The sequence below is a fragment of the Pseudochrobactrum kiredjianiae genome, assembly GCF_030362795.1.
Lineage (GTDB): Bacteria > Pseudomonadota > Alphaproteobacteria > Rhizobiales > Rhizobiaceae > Pseudochrobactrum > Pseudochrobactrum kiredjianiae.
Genome location: NZ_JAUCBM010000001.1, coordinates 151,270 through 173,492 on the forward strand (window position 1 = coordinate 151,270; position 22,223 = coordinate 173,492).

Sequence of the window (22,223 nt, forward strand, 5' to 3'; positions counted from 1 at the left end):
TCACGAAAACCGGCTGATGTGGATAAATTGCCCATCAAATGGGAAAAAGCAATGCGACTAAAAATTCATCAATAAAAACTGATACTTATTGCAAGTTCTGTTCATTCTATCCTGTGGACAACCGTTGAATGAATTCTTTCCAAGTTTGAATTGCTCCTGTTACCCACAATGTTTATTGTCACGAATATACAGTCAGGCGCGCTGTGGATGAATCTTGTTTAAATCAACAGGCAGATGAAGACGTGTCAGAGCTGGCTATTTTTACACACAGCCATCAACAGGGATGTGAGAAATCTGTGACAAAGACTCTTTCTTACTTTCATCTTCATCTGATTTCAGATGCTACCGGAGAGACTCTCCTCGCAGCAGGCCGTGCAGCGGCCGCTCAATACAGTCATGCGCGCGCTATTGAGCACATGTATCCGCTGATCCGAACCGAGAAACAGCTGGCTAAAATTCTGGAAAATATTGATGCCGAACCGGGCATCGTTCTCTACACAGTTGTCGATCAGAAGCTGGCTTTGAAAATTGACGAAGCCTGTTCGCAGATGGGCATACCGAGCGTTTCAGTACTGGAACCAGTGCTGGCAACTTTTCAATCCTATCTCGGTGCACCCGCTCATCGCCGTGCCAGCGCCCAGCATGTGCTGGATGCCGGTTATTTCCGCCGGATTGATGCGCTGAACTTCACGATGGAGCATGATGACGGGCAATTGCCGCCGGATCTGGAAGAAGCAGATATCATCCTCATTGGCATTTCACGCACTTCCAAAACGCCAACCAGTATTTATCTGGCCAATCGCGGAATTAAGACAGCCAATATACCGTTGGTTTTAGGCATACCTTTGCCGGAAGCGCTGCTTCATGTGAAAAAGCCGCTTGTTGTCGGGCTGATTGCCAGCGCCGAGCGTATTTCCCATATCCGACAGAACCGGATGCTGGGCACATCTCCGGGGCTGGATACGGAAAGCTATACGGATCGTATCAATATTGCACAGGAACTGGCCTATGCGCGCAATATTTGCGAGCGCAATAACTGGCCGGTGATTGATGTTACACGACGCTCGATCGAAGAAACGGCTGCTGCTATTCTCGCGCTGCGTCCGCGTGTCAGATCGGATGATTGATAAGCGTTTTTCACTGTCTAGAGCGCCGTGCACCTTCTTGAACGCACAAAATTCGCTCTAACACATTAAATTTACAGCATAATTTTTATCTTAAAACGATTCAAGTTTAATGAATTATGCTGTAGCGTGATGAAACATCTGATATTCTTCAGAGAAGTATTTTGAGCTGCGTATAAGGCAGTGATCTTTTTGATATTTGAACGGAGTTTTCAATATGGCGCTGCCTTTGATCCTTGCTTCACAAAGCCCTTTTCGTGCAACAATTTTAAAAAATGCAGGCATTCAGTTTACATCGCAGAAAGCCAATATTGATGAGCGCGCAGTGGAAGCGCCGCTTTATGAAACCGGTGCAACGCCGGAAGATGTAGCGCTGATCCTTAGCGAAGCTAAAGCTGAAGAAGTAAGCCAGCGTTTTTCCCATTCGCTGATTATCGGCTGTGACCAGACATTGTCGCTTGGCAGTGAAATTTTTCATAAGCCTGCGGATATGGACGGCGCACGCCGTCATTTGCTGGCTTTGTCAGGTAAAACCCATCAGCTGAACAGTGCTGTGGTGCTGGTTCAGAACGGCCAGACCGTATGGCGTCATGTTTCGGTCGCTAATATGACCATGCGTCATCTGGAGCCGGGCTTTATTGGCCGTCATCTGGCGCGTGTTGGTGATATTGCGCTTTCCAGTGTGGGCGCTTATCAGGTTGAAGGTGAAGGTATTCAGCTTTTCGACAAAATTGACGGTGATTATTTCACCATTGTCGGTCTGCCATTGCTGCCTTTGCTGAAAGAATTGCGTGCCAGAGGAATTATTGATGGCTGAGATGAAACAAGCTTTTGTAACCGGTTTTCCGATTAAACATTCGCGCTCGCCTTTAATCCACAATTACTGGCTGCAGCGCTATGGTTTAAGCGGCTCTTACAAAGCAATTGAGAACAGCCCTGAGGACTTTCCGCACTTTGCGCAAACCCTTGCCGAACAAGGCCTGCGCGGTGGTAATGTGACCATTCCGCATAAGGAAGCAGCCTTTGCATTATGTGAAAAACGTGATGCAGCGGCAGAAGCCATCGGGGCTGTGAATACCCTGTGGATAGATGCGGAAAACAAGCTCAATGGCGGCAATACAGACGCTTATGGTTTTGCTGCAAATCTCGATGCGCAATTGCCAGATTGGGCGCAGGGGAAATCAGCTTTGGTGCTGGGTGCGGGTGGTGCCAGCCGCGCGGTTATCTATGCTTTGCTGAACCGTGGCTTTGACAAGATTATCGTTGTGAACCGCACTGTGGAGCGGGCGCAGGCCTTAGTTGATCATTTTGGTTCGAAAATTGAAGCCGCAAGTTGGGATCAGGCACAGGGCTTTGTGAGCTCAGCCGATGTGATTGTGAATACAACTTCACTGGGCATGAGTGGTCATGGCGAGGCAGAAGCTTTTCCGCTTGATTTCACTAAAGCTAAAGCCGGTGCGGTTGCAACGGATATTGTCTATATTCCTTTGGAAACGCCGTTTCTGGCTCAAGCACGACAGGCTGGTTTGCGCTGCGTTGATGGTCTTGGCATGTTGCTGCATCAGGCAGTGCCGGGCTTTGAGCATTGGTTTGGCGTGCGTCCTAAGGTAACAGATGCGTTACGTCAGATCATCCTGGATGATATTCTTAAACGCTGATTGGGTAGTTTCATGATCAAGCTGGGACTGACCGGTTCAATCGGCATGGGAAAATCCACAACCGCGCAGCTTTTTGCAGAAAAAGGTGTGCCGGTTTACGATGCTGATGCGACTGTCCATCAGCTTTATCAGTCCGAAGCAGTGCCGCTGATTGCCGAGGCTTTTCCGGAAGCTGTTATTGACGGGCAGATTGACCGTAAAATCCTGTCTGCCAGTGTTTTAGGCAAGCCGGAACAGCTTAAAAAGCTTGAGACTATTGTTCATCCGCTTGTTCATGCAAAAGAACAGCAGTTTTTACGCGATGCAGCGGCCAAAGGTGCCAAGCTGGTGGTTCTGGATATTCCGTTGTTGTTTGAGACGGGCGGAACAGGCCGTGTGGATAAAATCCTTGTGGTCAGTGCGCCTTATGCGATTCAGCGGCAACGGGTGCTTGAGCGCGAAAATATGACGGAAGCAAAATTTCAGTCGATTTTAGCGCGTCAGATGCCGGATGCTGAAAAACGGGCAAAAGCGGATTTTATTGTTGATACGGGACGAGACAAAGATTTTGCCCGCCAGCAAGTGTCAGAGATTTTAGAAAAGCTGCAAAACACAGCTTCATAAGCAATTTACAGGATCAACCATGCGCGAGATTGTTTTCGATACGGAAACCACCGGCCTTGATAAAAATGAAGACCGGGTGATTGAAATCGGCTGTATCGAGATGGTGAACAAGTTCATCACCGGAGAAACATTTCATATTTATATCAATCCGCAGGGCAAAAAAGTTCATCCGGATGCATTGGCTATTCATGGTATTACGGATGAGAGCCTGCTAGAAAAACCGACTTTTCCTGAAATTGCGGACAAGTTTCTGACCTTTATCGAAGGGGCTAAACTGGTTGCGCATAATGCGATGTTTGATATCGGCTTTCTGAATGCCGAATTGGAGCGGATTAACCGGACACCAATTTCTACGGACGTAGTGATTGATACACTTGCTCTTGCGCGCCGTAAGCATCCCATGGGGCCAAATACGCTGGATGCGCTGTGTAAGCGTTATGGCGTCGATAATGCGCATCGTAAACTACACGGCGCATTGCTCGATACGGAATTGCTGGCAGAAGTTTATATTGAGCTGCTCGGTGGTCGTCAGACGTCATTGGGCCTGAGCGTTCAATCAGGAAGTGAAAATACAAATGGCAATGAATCTGTTGCCGAGATTGTGCTGAAAGCACGGCCAACGCCCCTGCCCTCACGCCTGACTGCAGATGATCTGGCAGCCCATCAAAAGCTGGTTGATAAAATGGGCGATAAAGCTGTCTGGAAAAAATATTTGAATTAATTTTTATCTTTTATATAGATGTTTTTATATATTTTTGTAACTTATATCGATCTTTAATAGGGCGATGGAATAGTTATGAGAAAAATAAAGAATATTATTTTAGTTTTTAATTTTCTTCTTTTTTCTTTTATTGATCCTTCATTTTCTGAAAATCAGAAATTTATTTGTGATCTTTCACATATGTGCAAAGTATCACCACCTTGCAGTGATGAAAAAGATCCACAGAATTCCGGATGTCCCGGAGTGAAAGAATGTCGTTTTTTAAAAAATGATGATTTAAAATTAAGCCTTGATATTAATGAAAACGAAGTGACTACAAAATGGAATACTGGTTTTTTTGATAATGCTTTCAAGCATAAAATTTTATCGGAATCAGATATTTCTGAATACACAGGATTACCAACAAAAATATATACATTAGGCTTTTTTGATGATCTTAATGTCGTTAAACAAGTTATTTGGCTTAAAACTACAGGGGATGAGGGATCTATCTCAATAGCTGATGTTGAAATAGGTTCGCAGTCAAGTTTTATGAGTGGCTCTTGTAAAAAAGAAAAATAGAAATTCGTTACAAAAAAAGCCGCTGCGTCTCAGACACAGCGGCTTTTTTTAAAACATCACGCAAAAAGCTTAGTTTACCTGAGCTTTAGCCTGTTCTTCAGCCATACGCTGCTGGAACATCTGCGCAAAATCGATAGGGTCGATCATCAGTGGCGGGAAGCCGCCATTGCGTGTTGCATCAGCAATGATCTGACGGGCAAACGGGAACAGCAGACGCGGGCATTCGATGAACAGGATCGGCAGCATATGTTCCTGCGGAATGTTCTGAATGCGGAAAACACCGCCATAAACCAGCTCTGTATTGAACAGAACATCTTTACCTTCACCAGCCTGTGCAGTCAGGGTCAGCACAACGTCAAAATCGCCTTCAGCGATCGGATTTGCGTTCACATTGACATTGATGCTGATGTTTGGTGCATTTTCGCGCGGACGCAGCGAAAGTGGTGCATTCGGGCTTTCAAAGGACAAATCCTTGATATACTGAGCCAGAATGTTGAGGGATGGCTGTGCAAGACCGTTGCCGTTCTGTGTTTCGTTTGGCGTCTCTGCCATTATCATATACCTTTTTGTTAACGATGATCGACAGATCGTCGAACAGCATAACAGCACAGGATATTGTGCTGTAACGCTTTGAAAGCTCATACAATTTTACTGTAAAAACAACTTCAACCGAAGAAATTGAACCATAAAATTGATCACGTGGTTTCAGAAAACCAAGGCTTGTGCAAAAGCAATCCGAAACATGTGCCATTTGGCTAGCATATGTGCCTTTTGCAGGCAATAACGCATGATACTATTTGATAATGCTAAAAAGAACAGGCTTTAGAGTGAGGCTTGGCAAGACAATACCGTTTCTCCTGCTTTATTCACTTTCTGTTATCTTCAATCTCTTTCGGATCTGTTCCCCATGGAGAGTTATTATTCTTTTTGTCGTCGTCTGAGGAACTGGAATAATCCTCAGGATCGAGATCAATAATATCGTCATCCTGCGGGGCGTTTCTCTGGGTGTAAGTTGAATAGCTGGTGCTGCTAGCCTGAAAATTTGTCGCCATCATTACACGGTTGCGTAAAAACCGGTTCCAGATGAGATCACGAACAGGCGGGATAAACAGCAAAAGTCCGATAATATCGGTCAGAAAACCCGGAATAATCAGCAGGATACCGGCAAAAATCAGCAATGTTCCATGAATGATCTCACGCTCAGGAGCGCGCCCTGCTGCGGTTTCTGCTTTCATCTGGTTGAGCAGGCTCAGACCCTGCCGGCGCAACAGCGCAAAGCCCAGAACAGCACTGAGGACAATCAGGCCAAGTGTTGCAAGCACGCCGATTTCTGAGCCGACAATGACAAAACCGGCAATTTCGATAAATGGCAGGGCTAAAAACATGAGCAGGCTGATCGGACCTAGCATTTTCTTCACGGGTGATTGACCTTTTGACTGACAGACGACAGATGCGGTTTTTGACCGTAAATATGCCGGATTATGAAATTAAACAGAATATATAGATAAGAATGCCGGTTTGGCATTTGAATGCCGGAATGCAGTGAACTATATATTTTTTTAAAACATAGCGTTTTTATGGTATCTTAGCTGCAAATTTATGGCTGATGGCAGCGTAACTGAAGGCTTTTGCGGTATAAAGATCAGACTTATTACAGCATATTCTGAATATGCTCTGTTAAAAAGATATTGTATAATTCATCAGTACAGGCAAAACCTGAGACTGAGGTGTTCATTGTGTGATCCGGCAGATAGCTGCGGAGATAGTTGGCGAGCGGTATGAATTTTTTCAGTTTTGGCACATTCTTTTTCTTCATCGTTGCAGTGATTATTTTCCTGCAATTACGCAGCGTGTTGGGAAAACGCACTGGCAATGAGCGTCCGCCATTTGATCCTTATACGCGGCGTGAAGAAGACGCGACACAAGTGTCTCAGCAAAAAGACAATGTTGTTTCACTGCCGCAGCGCCAGACAATGGAAAAGCAGGGGGAAAATCAGGCAAAAGATTTTGCATCCATTGATGCAATGGCGCCTGAAGGAACAGCGCTGAATACCGGTTTGCGCAATATCCGTGCACAGGATGCCAGTTTTGATCCGAAAGAATTCCTCAACGGCGTTAAAATGGCCTATGAGATGATTGTACTATCCTATGCTGATGGTGATCGTAAAACCTTGAAAAACCTGCTTTCCAAAGATGTTTATGAAGGCTTTGACGCAGCAATTAAAGAGCGTGAAACGCGCGGCGAGAAAGTTAATTCCACTTTTATCGGTATCAATCAGGCGAAAATTGTTGCGGCTGATATGAAGGGCAAAGATGCACAGGTTACAGTGCGTATTGTCAGCGAGATGATTTCTGCTACTCAGGATAAGCAGGGCAATATTATTGACGGAGATCTGGAAACAGTTGCGGAAATTCGCGACGTCTGGACCTTCGCCCGCAATACTGCAAACCGTGATCCGAACTGGAAACTGGTTGCAACAGAAGCGGAAGACTAAAGCATTTCCAGTAAAACTGCGAAGCGGTTTTGCGTAAGGATAATGCGTAAAACAAAAAGATAGAGCGGTTCCAACGATTCAATATTAACCAGAACCGCTCTAATCCCGTTTACTGAAATGATGAGAGGAGCAGTGTGATGTCAGATCTGTCTGCAAAACACTGCTCTTTTGAAATTTTAGATTTCGTTGATTGTGACGACTGGGCACAGGATGATCATAGTGCAGCCTTTGATGCTTTTTTAAAATGCGCGATCTATGCGAAAAAAAATACTTATAAAAGCGGGATTTTAGGTCCGCAATTTGAAGAGCTTTTACCTATTTTTGCAAAAGCCCGTTCACTGGCGGCAACGCAACAGATCAACCGGCAAGTGGCGCGTGATTTTTTCGAGCGCAATTTCTTTCCTGTAAAAATTATTCCCTTTGAGCGGAAAACCGGTTTTGTAACCGGATTTTATGAGCCGGAAATTGCAGCCTCCCGTATTAAAACCGCACAATATTCTGTGCCTTTTTACCGAAAACCGGCAGATCTCATTAAGCTGGATACGGATAATCGCCCGAAAAATTTGCCTGATGATATGGCCTTTGGCCGTTATCATAACGGGCAGATGACAGAATATTATGACCGGCAGGCGATCGATCAGGGAGCATTGGCAGGGCAAGCTCTGGAAATTGCCTATGTAGCTGACAAAGTGGATGTCTATTTCGCCCATGTACAGGGCGCTGTGCGGCTGAACTTTGAAGACGGCACACAGATGCGCCTCACCTATGCCGCGAAGTCCGGGCATGGCTTTACGGGCGCAGGGCGTGTTCTGATTGATAAAGGAGAGCTGGAACCTGCACAGGTCACGATGCAGACGATCCGCCAGTGGCTGGCAGAGCACCCTGCCCGTGTTGATGAAATCCTATGGCATAACCGTTCTTATATTTTCTTCCGAGAAGCACTGGTGCATGATGCAACGGCAGGGCCGGTCGCGGCAGCGAAAGTGTCCCTCACCGCCAAAAGGTCGCTGGCTGTAGATCGTAAATATCATTGCTTTGGCGCGCCGATTTTCATAAATGTACATAAATTTTTAGAAAATGGTGGCTCATTTCGTCATTTACTGATTGCTCAGGATACCGGATCAGCCATTCTTGGCCCTGCCCGTGGTGATCTGTTTATGGGTTCCGGTGATGAAGCAGGCCAGCTTGCCGGCCGGATACGTCATGATGCGGATTTCATCATGTTGCTTCCCCGCAAAAACACTGCGGAGTAGCGCGATGAAAACCACGAAGAAAAAACGCTCTGCACCACGCGTTTCGGATAAAGACATGATGAGAATGCTAAAAAATCCGAAAGAAGAGCAGAAGCCTGCGGAAATCTCATCACACCAAATCTCCGGTTTTCTGAAGGCAGAAGATCGCATTCTTTGGGAAACCATTGCGCGTACCACCCGCCCTTTACGGCCTGTAGCTAAACGTCCGGCTTTTGTGATTGAGGATATGCATCTGTGGGATATGGAAAACGGGCTGAATATCCCGCAACGGGTGCAGGACGAGCCGGTTAAAGCAGCAGTAGCGAAAGCCAGTCGTGAAACATCTCTGCAAACGCAGAAAAAGCAGGAAACCCTCACCAATCCGTTGCATGATATTGACCGGCCGACGATCCGCAAAATTGCCAAAGGGCGTGTTGATATTCAGGCGCGGATTGATTTGCATGGCATGCGTCAGCACGAAGCGCATGATCTGCTCTATGGTTTCCTCTCAGATGCATGGCACAGAGGTTTGCGTTTCGTCTTGGTAATTACCGGTAAAGGCACGTCGATGGGCAGTGACGGCGTATTAAAGCAGGCTGTGCCGCATTGGTTCTCTACGCCACTCTTCCGCATTTATGTGAGTGCCTATGAGGATGCTGTGCGCCATCATGGCGGACAAGGCGCGCTCTATGTCAGATTACGCAAAACACCAGCTGAGAAGCTTGCAGAGCGCCAATCTCTCCCTTTAAGCAAGCGGTCACTCTCATGACGCCATTTGGATTGCGGTTACGGCAGTTACGTGAAGAACGGGGTGTCAGCCAGAAGGATATGGCAGTCGCCATCCGCGTCTCTGCGGCTTATCTCTCAGCATTGGAGCACGGAAGGCGCGGACAACCGACCTGGGATTTACTGCAAAGAATGATCGGTTATCTGAATATTATCTGGGATGAAGCCGAAGAACTGCAAAATCTAGCAATGATTTCGCATCCGCGCGTGACAATTGATACAGCCGGATTGTCACCGGAAGCCACAGAGCTGGCCAATTTGCTGTCCAATCATATCCATATTCTGGATAAGGAAATGATTGCAAATCTCAGCACAATGCTGCGGCAGGCTTATAAAAAGCACCGCAGCCTGCGCTAGAGCGTGTCGCGTTTAATCGTACCCACTGCGCTCGCGTCTCAATTCTTTTAATTGTCGCATGTTCGCGGTAGCTCAAATGAATTCATTTGAGCGCGACATGCTTTAACTGTTTGGCTTAAAACAGTGATTTCAAATCATCCATTTTGGAATTAACCAGCCAGCCATAGTAATTTTCCTGTGGCATCTGTTTATTCGGCTTGCCCGCATTGGCACCAGCCAGCGCGCGGGCGCGGGCATCTGCACCGCCGGTATTATACAAAGTCGCTGTAATGCCCGGATTTTTTGAAATATCGAAATCGGCATATTTCTTGTAGGAATTGATGGAATGTTTGATCGTTGCCGCCATGTAGGCCAGACTCAGATCAGGATCCATAATTGTTTTATAAACCTGCGCACCATTTTCAGCATTGAGTTTTGGCAGGCCGGAAATACGGTTGACCATGTCTGACATTTGCAGTGCGGTTAGCGGGCTGATCTGGCCGAGACCAAAGGTCTGTCCGGCATAGAAAGGCTGGAAAAACACGGCAGCAAAACGGTTATTCGGATAAGAATTACCACCGACTGTTTTACCGCGGAATTGTGCATCCCAGATATTTTCACGGCAGACCCACAGAGAATAGCTGTCGGACAGGCCGGAGCATTTTGTAAATTCAGGGCGTTTGATGAAATCACCGACAGCCTCGCCTTTATATTCAAAGCTCACACCCTGTTTCACATAGGAAATCGCTTTAACATAATAGGTCTGTAACTGGTCATAGGCATCAACATTATAGGTGTGCTCACCAATGATCGCGCCGGCAATATGAACCGGATCAATATTATAGGCGGCTGCCGTTGATTTGATTTTTGAGCGCAGATTTCGGTCGGTTTTCAGAAGTGTATAAATCTTCTGATATTTCGCTTCATAGGTCGTATTCAGCTTTTTCGTACGCTTGGCGGAAGCGCCGGGAATTGGCGGCTGCTCGGCATTACGGTTGCCTGCCGGTACAACTGTTGTAGCGTGTGCGGCTGACATGAGTGTACCTGAAATGATTGTGAAGCCAAAAATACCTGTACCGGCAGCGATTACGATCTTTTTAAAAGGATGGCCGAGATTCATAGGTATTTTGCTCCGTTTGCACTTGCTCTCAATACTAAAAGAATTTCAGGAAAGCACGCATTTTAACTTCGCGCAGAAAATAAGAAACCCTCGCGCACAAGTCGAGAGGGTTTCAAAACTTAACTGCATCTGATGTGTGAATGTCACACAATGCTGATGTTCGAGCCTATAGCCCCATCACAGAATAAAGCGTGACAAATCGATATTCTTGGCCAGATCACCAATGCTGTTGCGCACATAAGCGGCATCAACAGTAAAGACCGAGCCGCCTTTATCCGGTGCGTTGAATGAAATATCATCCAGCACTTTTTCCATCACTGTCTGTAAACGCCGCGCACCAATGTTTTCAATGGTGGAATTGAGATCAACGGCAATATCCGCCAGCGCATCAATTGCATCATCGGTAATTTCCAGCGTCACTTCTTCTGTGGCCATCAGCGCCACATATTGTTTCAGAAGGCTCACTTCAGTTTCGGTGAGGATCGAGCGAAAATCTTCGCGTGTAAGGGCGTTAAGCTCAACACGGATCGGCAGACGACCCTGCAATTCCGGCAAGAGATCCGATGGCTTGGCCACATGGAACGCACCGGAGGCAATAAACAGAATATGGTCGGTTTTGACCGGTCCGTATTTGGTCGCTACAGTCGTGCCTTCGACGAGTGGCAGCAAATCACGCTGCACACCTTCGCGGGAAACCCCTGCCCCTGTGCCGCCTTCACGCGATGCAATCTTGTCGATCTCATCAAGGAAAACGATACCGTCATTCTGGGTTGCTTCCAGCGCTTCCTGTGTCACCTGATCCTGATCCAGCAGCTTGTCGGATTCATCATTGATCAGCAGCGCATAGGATTCTTTGACGCTTGTTTTGCGTGGCTTTGTACGGCCACCCATCGCTTTGCCAAGCATATCGCTCAAATTGATCATACCAATATTGGCACCCGGCATACCCGGAATTTCAAAACCCGGCATACCCGAGCTGGTATCGGCAATTTCAATCTCGATCTCTTTGTCGTCGAGATCGCCTTCACGCAGTTTTTTACGGAAACTGTCACGGGTTGCAGGGCTGGCTGTTTTGCCGACCAGTGCATCCAGCACGCGCTCTTCCGCATTGATATGGGCTTTGGCTTTCACCTCTTCGCGCTTTTTCTCGCGGACAAGACCAATGGCGATTTCCACCAGATCACGGATGATCTGCTCCACATCGCGGCCGACATAGCCGACTTCTGTGAATTTGGTTGCCTCTACCTTGATGAAAGGCGCACCGGCCAGTTTGGCAAGACGGCGTGAAATTTCTGTTTTACCGACACCGGTAGGCCCGATCATCAGAATATTCTTCGGCATCACTTCTTCGCGCATCTGGCCTTGCAGCTGCTGACGGCGCCAGCGATTACGCAGAGCAATAGCTACAGCGCGTTTGGCAGCATTCTGACCGATAATGAAGCGATCAAGCTCAGAGACGATTTCACGGGGAGAAAATGTGGTCATATTTATCAGGATCCGCTTTGCCACTGCCGGATAAAGTCGAACGGATGCAGCAGCATGATAACATTAAGAATGAGGTTGTCTCGAATAACGATAAGGGCAAGAATTTCGAAAAATATTGCCGTGGTGACTATCACCCATATAGGAAGCCGGGCTGCAAGAAAAAAGCCCAGAACCATGGAGAGTGTATCGAATACGGAATTGAGGATACTGTCGCCGAAATAATCTACGGAAGATGTATTGGCACGGTAGCGATCAATAATGAAATTCGAATTCTCAACCAGCTCCCAGCTGATTTCTAATCCAAGCGCCAGCAGCAACCGCACATGCAGCGGTGCTTTTGGTGCAATCAGCCAGAACAATCCGTAAAAAAGAAACCCGTGAATGATGTGGGACAGCGTATACCAGTCAAAGAATTGCTGGGAATTTTCGTTGCTGTTCACTTCATTCACGAAGAGACGGATTGTTCCGCATTCGCAGACCGGCACACGCCCCATCATATAAAGGATAACCGCCTGTATGGCTGTTGTTATCCCGATAATGAGCAGGATTTTACCCCATGGCCACGATGAGCCGGTTGCTTGAGATGAAACTGGTGATGCGTTCACAATATACCTTTAGCGAAAAACAGAATTAAATTTAGTTTTCGCATAATTGGCAGCTTCTTACGCGCAATCAAGACTTTCTACGGTGAAATTGCTGTTTGTGTAGACACAAATTTCAGCGGCAATGGTCATTGCTTTACGGGCAATGGTCTCTGCATCCATATCTGTGTCAATCAATGCACGTGCTGCCGACAGGGCATAATTGCCGCCGGAACCAATCGCCATCACACCGTTTTCCGGCTCCAGAACGTCACCCAGACCGGTAATGGCCAGCGTAATGTTCTTATCTGCAACAAGCATCATCGCTTCCAGCTTGCGCAAATAGCGGTCTGTACGCCAGTCTTTAGCCAGTTCTACGGATGCGCGCATCAGCTGATCGGGATATTGCTCCAGTTTGGCTTCCAGTCGCTCTAGCAGGGTGAAAGCATCGGCTGTCGCACCGGCAAAACCGGTAATCACGCTGCCGCCTTTGCCGATACGACGCACTTTGCGGGCATTGCCCTTCATAATGGTCTGGCCAAGCGACACCTGTCCGTCACCGGCGATCACCACTTTATTGCCCTTGCGCACGGTAACAATGGTGGTGCCGTAAATTGTATTCGGATTATGTTCAATCATTTGCGCAACTCCGCTGATTGGTCTTCATCAAATCGATCTGCTGTATTTATGTTCTCATACGTAAATTACAACGGACAATAATACACCCTGTATGATCAAAGCATTTGGCAAAACTCCGGCACTGTACAGAGCATTTGTAATTATTAGAATTTTTGGAAATGCTCTGCTTGTTTGAATTAAAGCACATCTTACCCGAAAACCGCTTCACACTTTTCGGGATGTGCTCTAGAACAAGGTCGGAGAAGAACAAGATCGGGTTATCAATATGAGCAATCAGCGTACAGTAAAAGTCAGCCGCAGCACCAAAGAAACCAGCATTGAAGCTGAGGTTTTTCTGGATGGTACGGGTCGTTTCGATATTTCGACCGGCGTTGGCTTTTTCGATCATATGCTGGAGCAATTATCGCGACATTCGCTGATTGATATGAATATCACCACCAAGGGTGATACGCATATTGATGACCATCATACGGTTGAAGATACCGGTATTGCGATCGGTAAGGCTATTGCGGAAGCTCTGGGTGAGCGCCGCGGTATTGTGCGTTATGCTTCGATTGATCTCGCCATGGACGAGACACTGACCTCTGCGGCGCTGGATGTATCCGGTCGTCCGTTTCTGGTTTGGAATGTGGCATTCAATGCGCCGAAAATCGGTACATTCGATACAGAACTGGTGCGGGAATTTTTTCAGGCGCTGGCGCAGAATGCTGGCATTACCCTGCATGTGAATATGCGTTATGGTACCAATAATCATCATATTGCTGAGACCTGTTTCAAGGCTGTGGCACGCGCATTGCGTATGGCGATTGAAACCGATCCGCGGCAGAAAGATGCCATTCCTTCGACAAAAGGTACGCTGAAAGGCTGATTATGGCCAGCTATATCGTTCTGGAACCAACGGATGCAGTGAAACTGAAACCGGCTAAAGCTGTCAGCGGTGACCATACGATTTTCGTGCGCGATGAGTTTACCGTCTTTGCTCTGATCTTGCCATTTTTTTGGCTGCTTACGCATCGGCTGTGGTGGCATGCGCTGATGGTTGCCCTGATCAGCTGGGGCGCATTCAGCGTTTTAGGCTCATATCTTTCCTTAGCTTTTGTCGTTTCCGGCCTGTCACTTTTGCTGTCGCTGTTTGTTGCGCTGGAAGGGCGTAACTGGTATCTCACGGCTCTCAGACGCAAAGGTTATGAGGAGGTGGCACTGATCAGTGCCAATGACTTGAGCGATGCGGAAATTCTTTATTTTTATGGTGCGTCAAAACCTGCTGAAAAAGCGGAGCCTCCGGCTGATACTCCCGCCAAAGCAGTGTTGAAAAGCACAACCGGCAATAGTGCGCCCGATGCGGAGAACACTATGATCGGTCTGGTTGAATATCACGGAAGGTCGTGACATGCGTGTTGCCATTATTGATTATGGTTCCGGAAATCTCAAATCGGTAGCCAAGGCTTTTGAACGTGCGGTATCGGATATGGGCAGTCCCATTCATGTGGACGTGACCAGTGATGCCAAAGCCGTGCTGGCCGCAGATCATATTGTGCTGCCGGGTGTGGGTGCCTATGCCGATTGCCGCCGCGGACTGGATGCTGTTGCCGGTATGGTCGATGCTCTGGATGAGGCTGTTCAGCATAAAGCACGGCCGTTTCTCGGTGTTTGCGTGGGTATGCAGCTGCTTTCAACGCGGGGCTTGGAAAAAAGCACAACCAATGGCTTGAACTGGGTGCAAGGCGATGTGCGCGAGATGAAGCCGTCTGATCCTGCTTTGAAAATTCCGCAGATCGGCTGGAATACGATTGAACTCAAGCACGATCATCCGGTTTTCAAAAATATTGCGACCGGGGAGCATGGTTTGCATGCCTATTTCGTGCATTCCTATATGTTTGATGTGAAAAACAGCGCTGATGTGCTGGCAACCACCAGCTATGGCGAAACCGTTACGGCGGCAATTGCACGCGATAATATTGTTGGCACGCAGTTCCATCCGGAAAAAAGCCAGCGCCTCGGCCTTAAACTCATTACTAATTTCCTGAAGTGGAAGCCATGATACTTTTTCCGGCAATTGACCTGAAAGACGGTGAATGCGTTCGCCTGAAACTGGGTGATATGAACCAGTCCACGGTTTATAACACTGATCCTGCAGCTCAGGCGAAAGCCTTTGAAGATCAGGGATTTGAGTGGCTTCATGTGGTTGATCTGAACGGCGCTTTTGCCGGTTCCAGTGTCAATGGCACGGCCGTGGAGGCTATTCTAAAAGCAACCAAAAATCCGGTTCAGCTCGGCGGCGGTATCCGCACGCTGGAGCATATTGAGGCATGGCTTTCCAAAGGGCTTTCCCGTGTCATTCTTGGCACAATCGCTGTACGCGATCCGCAGCTGGTGATTGAAGCTTGTAAAGAATTTCCGGGCAAAGTGGCCGTCGGCATTGATGCCAAAGGCGGCAAAGTTGCGGTAGAGGGCTGGGCAGAGGCTTCAGAACTCGGCGTGATTGAACTGGCGCAGAAATTTGAAGGGGCAGGGGTCGCAGCCATTATCTATACGGATATTGACCGCGACGGTATTCTGGCAGGCATCAACTGGCCTTCAACTCTGGCGTTGGCAGAAGCCGTTTCTATTCCGGTAATTGCTTCCGGCGGTTTGGCCTCGATGGATGATATTCATCGGATGACGCAGCTTGACGCCCGCAAGCTTGAAGGTGCGATTTCCGGTCGTGCACTTTATGATGGTCGTATTGATCCGGCTGAAGCACTGGCACTGTTGAAATCAGCACCGGAGGCAAGCCAATGACTTTAAAAGCACGCGTTATTCCTTGTCTTGATGTGAAAGACGGCAGGGTGGTAAAAGGTGTTAATTTCGTAGATCTGATTGATGCCGGTGATCCGGTGGAAGCTGCAAAAGCCTATGATGCAGCGGGCGCTGACGAATTATGCTTTCTTGATATCACCGCATCTTCCGACAATCGCGAGACGATTTTCGATGTGATTGCGCGTACCGCTGAGCAATGTTTCATGCCGCTGACTGTTGGTGGTGGTGTGCGTGCTGTTGCTGATATCCGCAAACTTTTGCTGGCCGGTGCTGACAAGGTTTCAATCAATACTGCTGCCGTACAAAATCCTGATCTGATTGCAGAAGCAGCCGATAAATTCGGCAATCAGTGCATTGTTGTCGCTGTGGATGCCAAGAAAGTATCGGGGGCAGGAGAGGCGGATCGCTGGGAGATTTTCACCCATGGCGGCCGCAATGCAACCGGTCTGGATGCGATTGAATTTGCCCGCACAATGGTTGATCGCGGGGCAGGGGAAATCCTGCTGACCTCGATGGATCGTGATGGCACTAAAGTGGGTTATGATCTGGCGCTGACCCGCGCTGTGGCAGATGCTGTGAGCGTTCCGGTGATTGCCTCCGGTGGTGTCGGCTCATTGGATGATCTGGTGGCTGGTGTTAAAGAAGGCCATGCCAGTGCGGTATTGGCAGCGTCCATTTTCCATTTTGGCACTTACACAATTGAAGAAGCCAAACGCTATATGGCAAGCCACGGTATTGCTATGCGTCTGGATGATGTTCAGAATTACAGCGGTTCCAGTTAAGGCTGAATCGTTGGAACCGCTGTAACTATTTGTTTTTACGCATTATCCGACGAAAAAACGGTTCCCGTTTTTGCTGGAAATGCTATAAATATTCAGAGGTTTTTCAAACAGAAACCTCTGTTTCTTTGGTAAAATTAAGTTGTTTCATGCAATGAGGGGTGCTTTTCATCCCTCATTTGCTTTAAAGACCACTGGCATTGCTGTGCGGGATTCTTATCGCGCATTCCATAAATTGCACTGAAACGGGAGTGCAGCATGACAAATTTCACCCTTGCTGAGCTTGAGCAGATTGTTGCTAATCGCGCAGCGGCCACAGACGGCTCATCTTATACGGCCTCATTGATTGCCAAAGGTCAGCATAAGGCCGCCCAGAAACTGGGCGAAGAAGCGGTTGAAACTGTTATTGCGGCGATGATGCAGGATGAAAAAGCCGTCATCTCGGAGAGTGCTGATCTGCTCTATCATTTGATGGTGGTGTGGAAAATTGCAGGGGTCTCTCTGGAATCCGTGATGCAGGAACTGGACAAACGCACGTCTCAGACTGGTCTGCAGGAAAAAGCTGCACGAAAACCGGAATAACCGGAAGCCTTTATTCGCAATCCAGTTTATTCAGAGATCGATATGCACTCCATGGATCTTTTTAAAAAGACGCATTATTCACCTTATCAGGTTTTTACCGCTGCGGAATGGGCAGAGTTTCGTGCCGATACGCCGCTGACCCTGACATTGGATGAAGTGAAACGTCTGCGCTCACTCAACGATCCGGTGGATCTGGATGAAGTGCGTCGTATTTATCTGTCGCTGTCGCGTTTGCTGTCCACCCATGTTGAGGCGCTGCAATCGCTTTATAAGCAGCGCAAACAGTTTCTGATGAAAGATGATACGGTCAAAACACCGTTCATTATTGGTATTGCCGGTTCTGTTGCCGTCGGAAAATCGACCACAGCGCGTATTCTGAAGGAATTGCTGCGCCGCTGGCCATCGAGCCCTAAAGTCGAGCTGGTGACCACTGACGGCTTTCTCTATCCCAATGAAGTGCTGCGTGCTGAAGGCCGGATGGAGCGTAAAGGCTTTCCGGACAGTTATGATGCCGGCGCTATTCTCAACTTCCTGTCTTCGATGAAGGCAGGGATGAGCCATGTTGAGGCGCCGGTCTATTCGCATCTGACCTATGACGTGGTTGCCGGTGAGTACGTGAAAATTGACCGGCCGGATATTCTGATTTTCGAAGGCATTAATGTGTTGCAGGTGCGTGATCTGCCTGCAGACGGCAAAGCCGTGCCGTTTGTGTCGGATTTCTTTGATTTCTCGATCTATATTGATGCTGATCCGGTGCTGATCCACAAATGGTACATCAATCGTTTTATGAAATTGCGTGAAACGGCGTTCCGTGATCCGCAAAGCTTCTTCCATCGTTATTCGCAATTATCGGAAGAGGCAGCATTGTCGATTGCCGAAGGTCTGTGGACGAATATCAATCTCAAAAACCTGTTTGAGAATATTCTGCCGACACGCCCACGCGCGGATCTGATCTTGCGTAAAGGTGAAAATCATATGATTGAAGAAGTGGCCCTGCGTAAAATCTGAATTTAAAACAAAAAAAAGCACCGGAAACCGGTGCTTTTTTTTGTAAAATGTTATGCTGATCTCAGCATTCTTCGCCGAACTTATCGCCAACGAGTTTCTCCAGTGCATCAAGTACGGCGACTGCCTCTACCCCGCAGGCGCTAACCTCAATGCAGCATCCGGGAGACGCCGCGAGCATCATCAAGCCCATAATGGATGTACCGCCAACGCTCATGCCGTCTTTTTCAACACGGACATGCGCATTAAAACTATCCACCAGCTGCACGAATTTTGCTGAAGCCCGTGCATGCAAACCACGCTTATTTACAATCGTAAACGAACGGCTTTCCGCCTTATCAGACTCATAGCATCCGCTGACAGCAACTTGCGCCATATTTTACTTTCCCGTCAAAAATGACGCCTTAACCGACAATCAGTAGCTGATTTTGTTATTAACTCGGCAGTACCTGACTTAGTTACTTGCTCGGCAGTACCTGACTTAGTTACTTGCTCGGCAGTACCTGACTTAGTTATTTGCTCGTCAGTACCTGACTGGCAACATTAATATATTTACGGCCGGCGTCCTGCGCCTCGCGCAAAGATACTTCCATATCGCCGGACTGGCGCACACTGGTCAGTTTGATCAGCATCGGAAGATTAACACCGGCAATCACTTCAACCCTGCCCGCATCAAGCACCGAAATTGCCAGATTGGAAGGTGTTCCGCCAAACATATCCGTCAGGATAATCACACCCTGTCCGAGATCAGCCCTAGCAACCGCCGCGACAATATCCTCACGACGTTTTTCCATATCATCATCGGCACCGATACAAACGGTTTCGAAATGTTCCTGAGGGCCGACAACATGCTCAACAGCATGGTGAAACTCTTCGGCCAGCCTTCCGTGCGTAACAAGCACGAGTCCGATCATTATGTAACTGCTCCTGCTGGTCGCTTTTCCATTGCCGCACTCAAAATCGTGTCGCACTCACAATATAAAAGCCTGTAAGCTATATCTCTGCCTGAACCACCGGTTCTGGTCTATCTTCATAAAATCTAAGCCTTCTGACCGATATGCCCTGACTTTAACCTCAGGTTTTCAATATTGGCCAGACCGTCTATGTTGGCACCGAGAATAATGAGTGCAAGCAAAAAATAAAGCCCCCATGATTTTCGTCGCTTATGCCGCACAAAATCCCAAGGTAGTTTATCAATTAGCCGTTAAAAAATATTGTATTTTAGAGCGCTGTGCGCCTTTTGGGCGCTATACAAGGTCGCTCTAACATTTTATATTTACAGCATAATTCTACCTTAAACTGATTCAAGCTTTAGGAATTATGCGATAGACAATTTATTTGCTGCCCCAGCGTTTCATCAATAATGTGGCTTCAATCGCTCTCGCACATTGCAGCGAATCGCAATCACCTGTCAGTTCAGGCAGTGTCAGAACCGGCACCATAAGTCCGGCCAGTTCGCGCATTTCATCCGTCGGATAGCGCGGCGCTTTATCAGCAGACACCAGTTCCACCAGCAGGTTGATTTCAGCTTGTGGCTGGTATGGAACTTCAAACAGGCCTGCGCCACGAATTTCAATTGCTCCGGCAATGGCCGGAGGTGTTGAGGCGATCAGTTTCTCATTATCTGTGCTGATAATGGTTTGGTCGTCTGCTATCAGCGTCCCAACACGACCAGCCTGATGTGCCCGCTCAATCAGTGTCAAAGCCAAAGACGATTTTCCCGAGCCGGAATTGCCGCATAATAAAACACCGAAAGAGCCGAGAACCAATGAGGTGGCGTGAAACACAAAACCATCAGACTGTGTCATGTGTTTCTCCGCTTTTCATCAATTTTCCGTATTTTGTGCGACCTGCGTGCGCTGACGTTTGGTATTTTCCGGTAATTCCGCCGGTAATTCAATCAGGAAACGTGCGCCCAGCCAATGTTCAGGATTGTTGGGATCAAGAATATTCGATGCTGTCAGTGTGCCGCCATGCGCTTCAATAATCTGCCTGCTGATTGATAATCCCAGACCGGAATTCTGACCAAAAGCTTCAGACGACGGACGATCCGTATAAAAACGCTCAAAAATACGCTCGATATTTTCAGCACCTATCCCCGGACCATTATCCTCAATCACCACCTGAACTTTTGTTCCTTTATGTGCCAGAGAGACTTTGATCTCGCCGCTATCTTCCGGAACAAAGCTACGTGCATTTTCAATCAGGTTCGACACAACCTGACCAAGCCGCAAATCATGACCAGGTAAATAAAATCCTTTTGCACCTGCCGGTAATTTGCCGATATCGAGCAGAATTTTGGTGCCGACCTTATTGCGGCGCACTTCTCTCGCTGCCGCAACAATATTGTTCAGCAGCGCTTCCATATCCACGCGATCCGTATGTTCACGGGCAAGCTCGGCATCAAGGCGGGATGCATCCGAAATATCGGTAATCAGACGATCGAGGCGGCGCACATCATGCTGGATTACATCCAGAAGGCGGGTTTTAGCGCTGTCGGTTTTTGCCAGCGGTAGCGTTTCAACCGCACTGCGTAGAGATGTTAGCGGATTTTTCAGCTCATGGCTGACATCCGCCGCAAAGCTTTCAATCGCCTCAATACGCGCATATAGCGCATCGGTCATATCGCGGATTGATGTGGAGAGATGCCCGACTTCATCCTGACGATCAGAGAAGTCCGGAATTTCCACACGGCCTTTAATACCATGGCGCACACGATCAGCGGCCTCTGACAATTTACGCAGCGGGTTGGCGATGGTCGATGCCAAAAACAGTGACAGGATAACCATTACCAGTGACACAACAACGAAAACGCGCAGGATCGCATTGCGCTCACCGCGAACAATCTTGTCGATGTCACCGCCTTCGGTCGACATTAGCAGCACGCCGAGTACCGCGCGGTAGCGCTGGATCGGCACGGCAACAGACACAACCAGCTCGCCTTTTTCATTGCGACGTTGCGCTTTGCCCGAAGAACCGGTGAGCGCTGTAATCACTTCCGGATAGACCGAGCCATTACCGCCCGGCTGCTCCTGATAAAGCGGCAGGCTGTTGCGGTTAATCAGATTATTGAACCATATGCTGATGCGATCGCCCAGACTGCGATCTTCTTCATCCAGCTCCGGCAAATCATAACTCAGCACCTGACCACGCGAATAGAGATGGCGGGAATCCAGCAGAATATTGGCATTATTGTCGTAGATACGCGCACGGGTACTGGTCGGAGAAATCAGCGTTCGCAGCAATGGTGCGACTTTTTCCGGATTAATCGGAAATTCCCAGTTATCCGGTGAATCCGGTGAGGGCGTAATGCTCTGTCCGGCCTGTAATTCCAGCAATTTATCCGGATCAATCATGATCGAATTGGTATCGACACTTGCCGAAGAGGCAATCGATGCTGCAATAATTTTGCCTTGCGTCAGGAGACTTTCAATCTTCGCATCCACCAGACCATCACGAAACTGATTGAGATACATAATCCCTGATACCAGTACCGCCAGCGCTGCGAGGTTGAGAAACAGAATACGTTTGGTGAGGCTGGAAAAGACATAATTGCCCAGCAACCGGCGCAGCGGTGAAAACAAACGTCGCCAGACAAGCGAGCGCTGCCTGCGTGCAACACGCTCCTTGCGCCGCTCTATGCTTCTGTTTTCCGTTTCAGCGACCATTGAAAACGATCAGTTCCTTTAGCTTGAAACACTGAACATCATGCATTTT

General features: G+C 48.0%; 26 protein-coding genes and 1 pseudogene. 17 read left to right on the top strand and 10 right to left on the bottom strand.

What is annotated here, in order from left to right; all coding sequences use genetic code 11:
- Positions 1-203 precede the first annotated feature (203 nt).
- The 6 genes from QUF18_RS00745 to QUF18_RS00770 all read left to right on the top strand — a co-directional run bounded on the left by QUF18_RS00745 (position 204) and on the right by QUF18_RS00770 (position 4,667).
- Positions 204-1,127 (top strand): pyruvate, water dikinase regulatory protein, encoded by a 924-nt coding sequence (locus tag QUF18_RS00745; protein WP_374806454.1) that lies wholly within the window; start codon positions 204-206, stop codon positions 1,125-1,127.
- Positions 1,128-1,341: 214 nt separating this feature from the next.
- Entirely contained in the window at positions 1,342-1,941 is a 600-nt protein-coding gene (locus QUF18_RS00750; protein ID WP_289384349.1) for a Maf-like protein, read from the top strand.
- Complete coding sequence (locus tag QUF18_RS00755) at positions 1,934-2,782, top strand: shikimate dehydrogenase (protein WP_289384350.1); 849 nt, start codon at positions 1,934-1,936, stop codon at positions 2,780-2,782. Before QUF18_RS00750 ends, QUF18_RS00755 begins: the two co-directional genes overlap by 8 nt.
- Before the next feature lie 12 nt (positions 2,783-2,794).
- The gene (coaE, locus tag QUF18_RS00760) at positions 2,795-3,385 is read left to right on the top strand and encodes a dephospho-CoA kinase (protein WP_289384351.1); all 591 of its coding nucleotides are present in this window, start codon (positions 2,795-2,797) and stop codon (positions 3,383-3,385) included.
- A 19-nt stretch (positions 3,386-3,404) separates the two neighbouring features.
- Entirely contained in the window at positions 3,405-4,106 is a 702-nt protein-coding gene (gene dnaQ, locus QUF18_RS00765) for a DNA polymerase III subunit epsilon (RefSeq protein WP_289384352.1), read from the top strand.
- 75 nt (positions 4,107-4,181) lie between these two features.
- A complete protein-coding gene (locus QUF18_RS00770) occupies positions 4,182-4,667 on the top strand; it encodes a hypothetical protein (RefSeq protein ID WP_289384353.1) in 486 nt (161 codons plus the stop codon).
- Positions 4,668-4,736: 69 nt separating this feature from the next.
- On the opposite strand, the gene secB is transcribed toward QUF18_RS00770, so the two are convergent.
- Both secB and QUF18_RS00780 read right to left on the bottom strand, forming a co-directional pair.
- Positions 4,737-5,219, bottom strand: coding sequence for a protein-export chaperone SecB (gene secB, locus QUF18_RS00775; protein ID WP_289384354.1), 483 nt, complete (start codon positions 5,217-5,219; stop codon positions 4,737-4,739).
- 314 nt (positions 5,220-5,533) lie between these two features.
- Positions 5,534-6,076: an FxsA family protein gene (locus QUF18_RS00780; protein WP_289386066.1), complete on the bottom strand. Its 543-nt coding sequence runs from the start codon at positions 6,074-6,076 to the stop codon at positions 5,534-5,536.
- A gap of 369 nt (positions 6,077-6,445) precedes the next feature.
- On the opposite strand from QUF18_RS00780, the gene QUF18_RS00785 reads away from it, so the two are divergent.
- The 4 genes from QUF18_RS00785 to QUF18_RS00800 all read left to right on the top strand — a co-directional run bounded on the left by QUF18_RS00785 (position 6,446) and on the right by QUF18_RS00800 (position 9,537).
- Positions 6,446-7,162 carry a Tim44/TimA family putative adaptor protein gene (locus QUF18_RS00785; protein WP_289384355.1) on the top strand — a complete coding sequence of 239 codons (717 nt, stop codon included), beginning with the start codon at positions 6,446-6,448 and terminating at the stop codon, positions 7,160-7,162.
- Between the two features lie 137 nt (positions 7,163-7,299).
- Positions 7,300-8,415 carry a murein transglycosylase A gene (gene mltA, locus QUF18_RS00790; protein WP_289384356.1) on the top strand — a complete coding sequence of 372 codons (1,116 nt, stop codon included), beginning with the start codon at positions 7,300-7,302 and terminating at the stop codon, positions 8,413-8,415.
- Positions 8,416-8,419: 4 nt separating this feature from the next.
- Complete coding sequence (locus QUF18_RS00795) at positions 8,420-9,163, top strand: Smr/MutS family protein (RefSeq protein WP_289384357.1); 744 nt, start codon at positions 8,420-8,422, stop codon at positions 9,161-9,163.
- On the top strand, positions 9,160-9,537 hold the full coding sequence (locus tag QUF18_RS00800; RefSeq protein WP_289384358.1) for a helix-turn-helix domain-containing protein: 378 nt from the start codon (positions 9,160-9,162) through the stop codon (positions 9,535-9,537). Before QUF18_RS00795 ends, QUF18_RS00800 begins: the two co-directional genes overlap by 4 nt.
- Before the next feature lie 115 nt (positions 9,538-9,652).
- Here QUF18_RS00800 and QUF18_RS00805 read toward each other — a convergent pair whose 3' ends face one another.
- From QUF18_RS00805 to hslV, 4 genes are all read right to left on the bottom strand, one after another.
- On the bottom strand, positions 9,653-10,552 hold the full coding sequence (locus tag QUF18_RS00805; RefSeq protein ID WP_289386067.1) for a DUF1402 family protein: 900 nt from the start codon (positions 10,550-10,552) through the stop codon (positions 9,653-9,655).
- Between the two features lie 261 nt (positions 10,553-10,813).
- Positions 10,814-12,121 (bottom strand): ATP-dependent protease ATPase subunit HslU, encoded by a 1,308-nt coding sequence (gene hslU / locus QUF18_RS00810; RefSeq protein ID WP_289384359.1) that lies wholly within the window; start codon positions 12,119-12,121, stop codon positions 10,814-10,816.
- 5 nt (positions 12,122-12,126) lie between these two features.
- Positions 12,127-12,726: a DUF2585 domain-containing protein gene (locus QUF18_RS00815; protein WP_374806453.1), complete on the bottom strand. Its 600-nt coding sequence runs from the start codon at positions 12,724-12,726 to the stop codon at positions 12,127-12,129.
- A 57-nt stretch (positions 12,727-12,783) separates the two neighbouring features.
- On the bottom strand, positions 12,784-13,341 hold the full coding sequence (gene hslV, locus QUF18_RS00820) for an ATP-dependent protease subunit HslV (protein ID WP_022709154.1): 558 nt from the start codon (positions 13,339-13,341) through the stop codon (positions 12,784-12,786).
- Positions 13,342-13,606: 265 nt separating this feature from the next.
- On the opposite strand from hslV, the gene hisB reads away from it, so the two are divergent.
- From hisB to coaA, 7 genes are all read left to right on the top strand, one after another.
- A complete protein-coding gene (gene hisB, locus QUF18_RS00825; protein ID WP_289384363.1) occupies positions 13,607-14,209 on the top strand; it encodes an imidazoleglycerol-phosphate dehydratase HisB in 603 nt (200 codons plus the stop codon).
- Positions 14,210-14,211: 2 nt separating this feature from the next.
- Positions 14,212-14,730 (top strand): DUF2628 domain-containing protein, encoded by a 519-nt coding sequence (locus tag QUF18_RS00830; RefSeq protein WP_289384364.1) that lies wholly within the window; start codon positions 14,212-14,214, stop codon positions 14,728-14,730.
- A gap of 1 nt (position 14,731) precedes the next feature.
- Positions 14,732-15,382, top strand: coding sequence for an imidazole glycerol phosphate synthase subunit HisH (gene hisH, locus QUF18_RS00835; RefSeq protein WP_289384366.1), 651 nt, complete (start codon positions 14,732-14,734; stop codon positions 15,380-15,382).
- Positions 15,379-16,122, top strand: coding sequence for a 1-(5-phosphoribosyl)-5-[(5-phosphoribosylamino)methylideneamino]imidazole-4-carboxamide isomerase (gene hisA, locus QUF18_RS00840; RefSeq protein WP_289384368.1), 744 nt, complete (start codon positions 15,379-15,381; stop codon positions 16,120-16,122). Before hisH ends, hisA begins: the two co-directional genes overlap by 4 nt.
- Positions 16,119-16,922, top strand: coding sequence for an imidazole glycerol phosphate synthase subunit HisF (gene hisF / locus QUF18_RS00845; protein WP_289384371.1), 804 nt, complete (start codon positions 16,119-16,121; stop codon positions 16,920-16,922). The genes hisA and hisF overlap by 4 nt, the downstream gene beginning before the upstream one ends.
- A gap of 255 nt (positions 16,923-17,177) precedes the next feature.
- Positions 17,178-17,501: a phosphoribosyl-ATP diphosphatase gene (locus tag QUF18_RS00850; protein WP_289384374.1), complete on the top strand. Its 324-nt coding sequence runs from the start codon at positions 17,178-17,180 to the stop codon at positions 17,499-17,501.
- A 51-nt stretch (positions 17,502-17,552) separates the two neighbouring features.
- Positions 17,553-18,509, top strand: coding sequence for a type I pantothenate kinase (gene coaA / locus QUF18_RS00855; protein ID WP_374806452.1), 957 nt, complete (start codon positions 17,553-17,555; stop codon positions 18,507-18,509).
- Positions 18,510-18,570: 61 nt separating this feature from the next.
- Here coaA and QUF18_RS00860 read toward each other — a convergent pair whose 3' ends face one another.
- The 4 genes and pseudogenes from QUF18_RS00860 to QUF18_RS00875 all read right to left on the bottom strand — a co-directional run.
- A complete protein-coding gene (locus tag QUF18_RS00860; RefSeq protein ID WP_289384378.1) occupies positions 18,571-18,882 on the bottom strand; it encodes an HPr family phosphocarrier protein in 312 nt (103 codons plus the stop codon).
- Positions 18,883-19,018: 136 nt separating this feature from the next.
- The gene (locus QUF18_RS00865; RefSeq protein WP_289384380.1) at positions 19,019-19,420 is read right to left on the bottom strand and encodes a PTS sugar transporter subunit IIA; all 402 of its coding nucleotides are present in this window, start codon (positions 19,418-19,420) and stop codon (positions 19,019-19,021) included.
- A 420-nt stretch (positions 19,421-19,840) separates the two neighbouring features.
- Entirely contained in the window at positions 19,841-20,314 is a 474-nt protein-coding gene (locus QUF18_RS00870; protein ID WP_289384382.1) for an HPr kinase/phosphorylase, read from the bottom strand.
- Positions 20,315-20,332: 18 nt separating this feature from the next.
- Positions 20,333-22,081, bottom strand: a pseudogene (locus QUF18_RS00875) (stimulus-sensing domain-containing protein); the annotation flags it as partial.
- Positions 22,082-22,223: the final 142 nt, after the last annotated feature.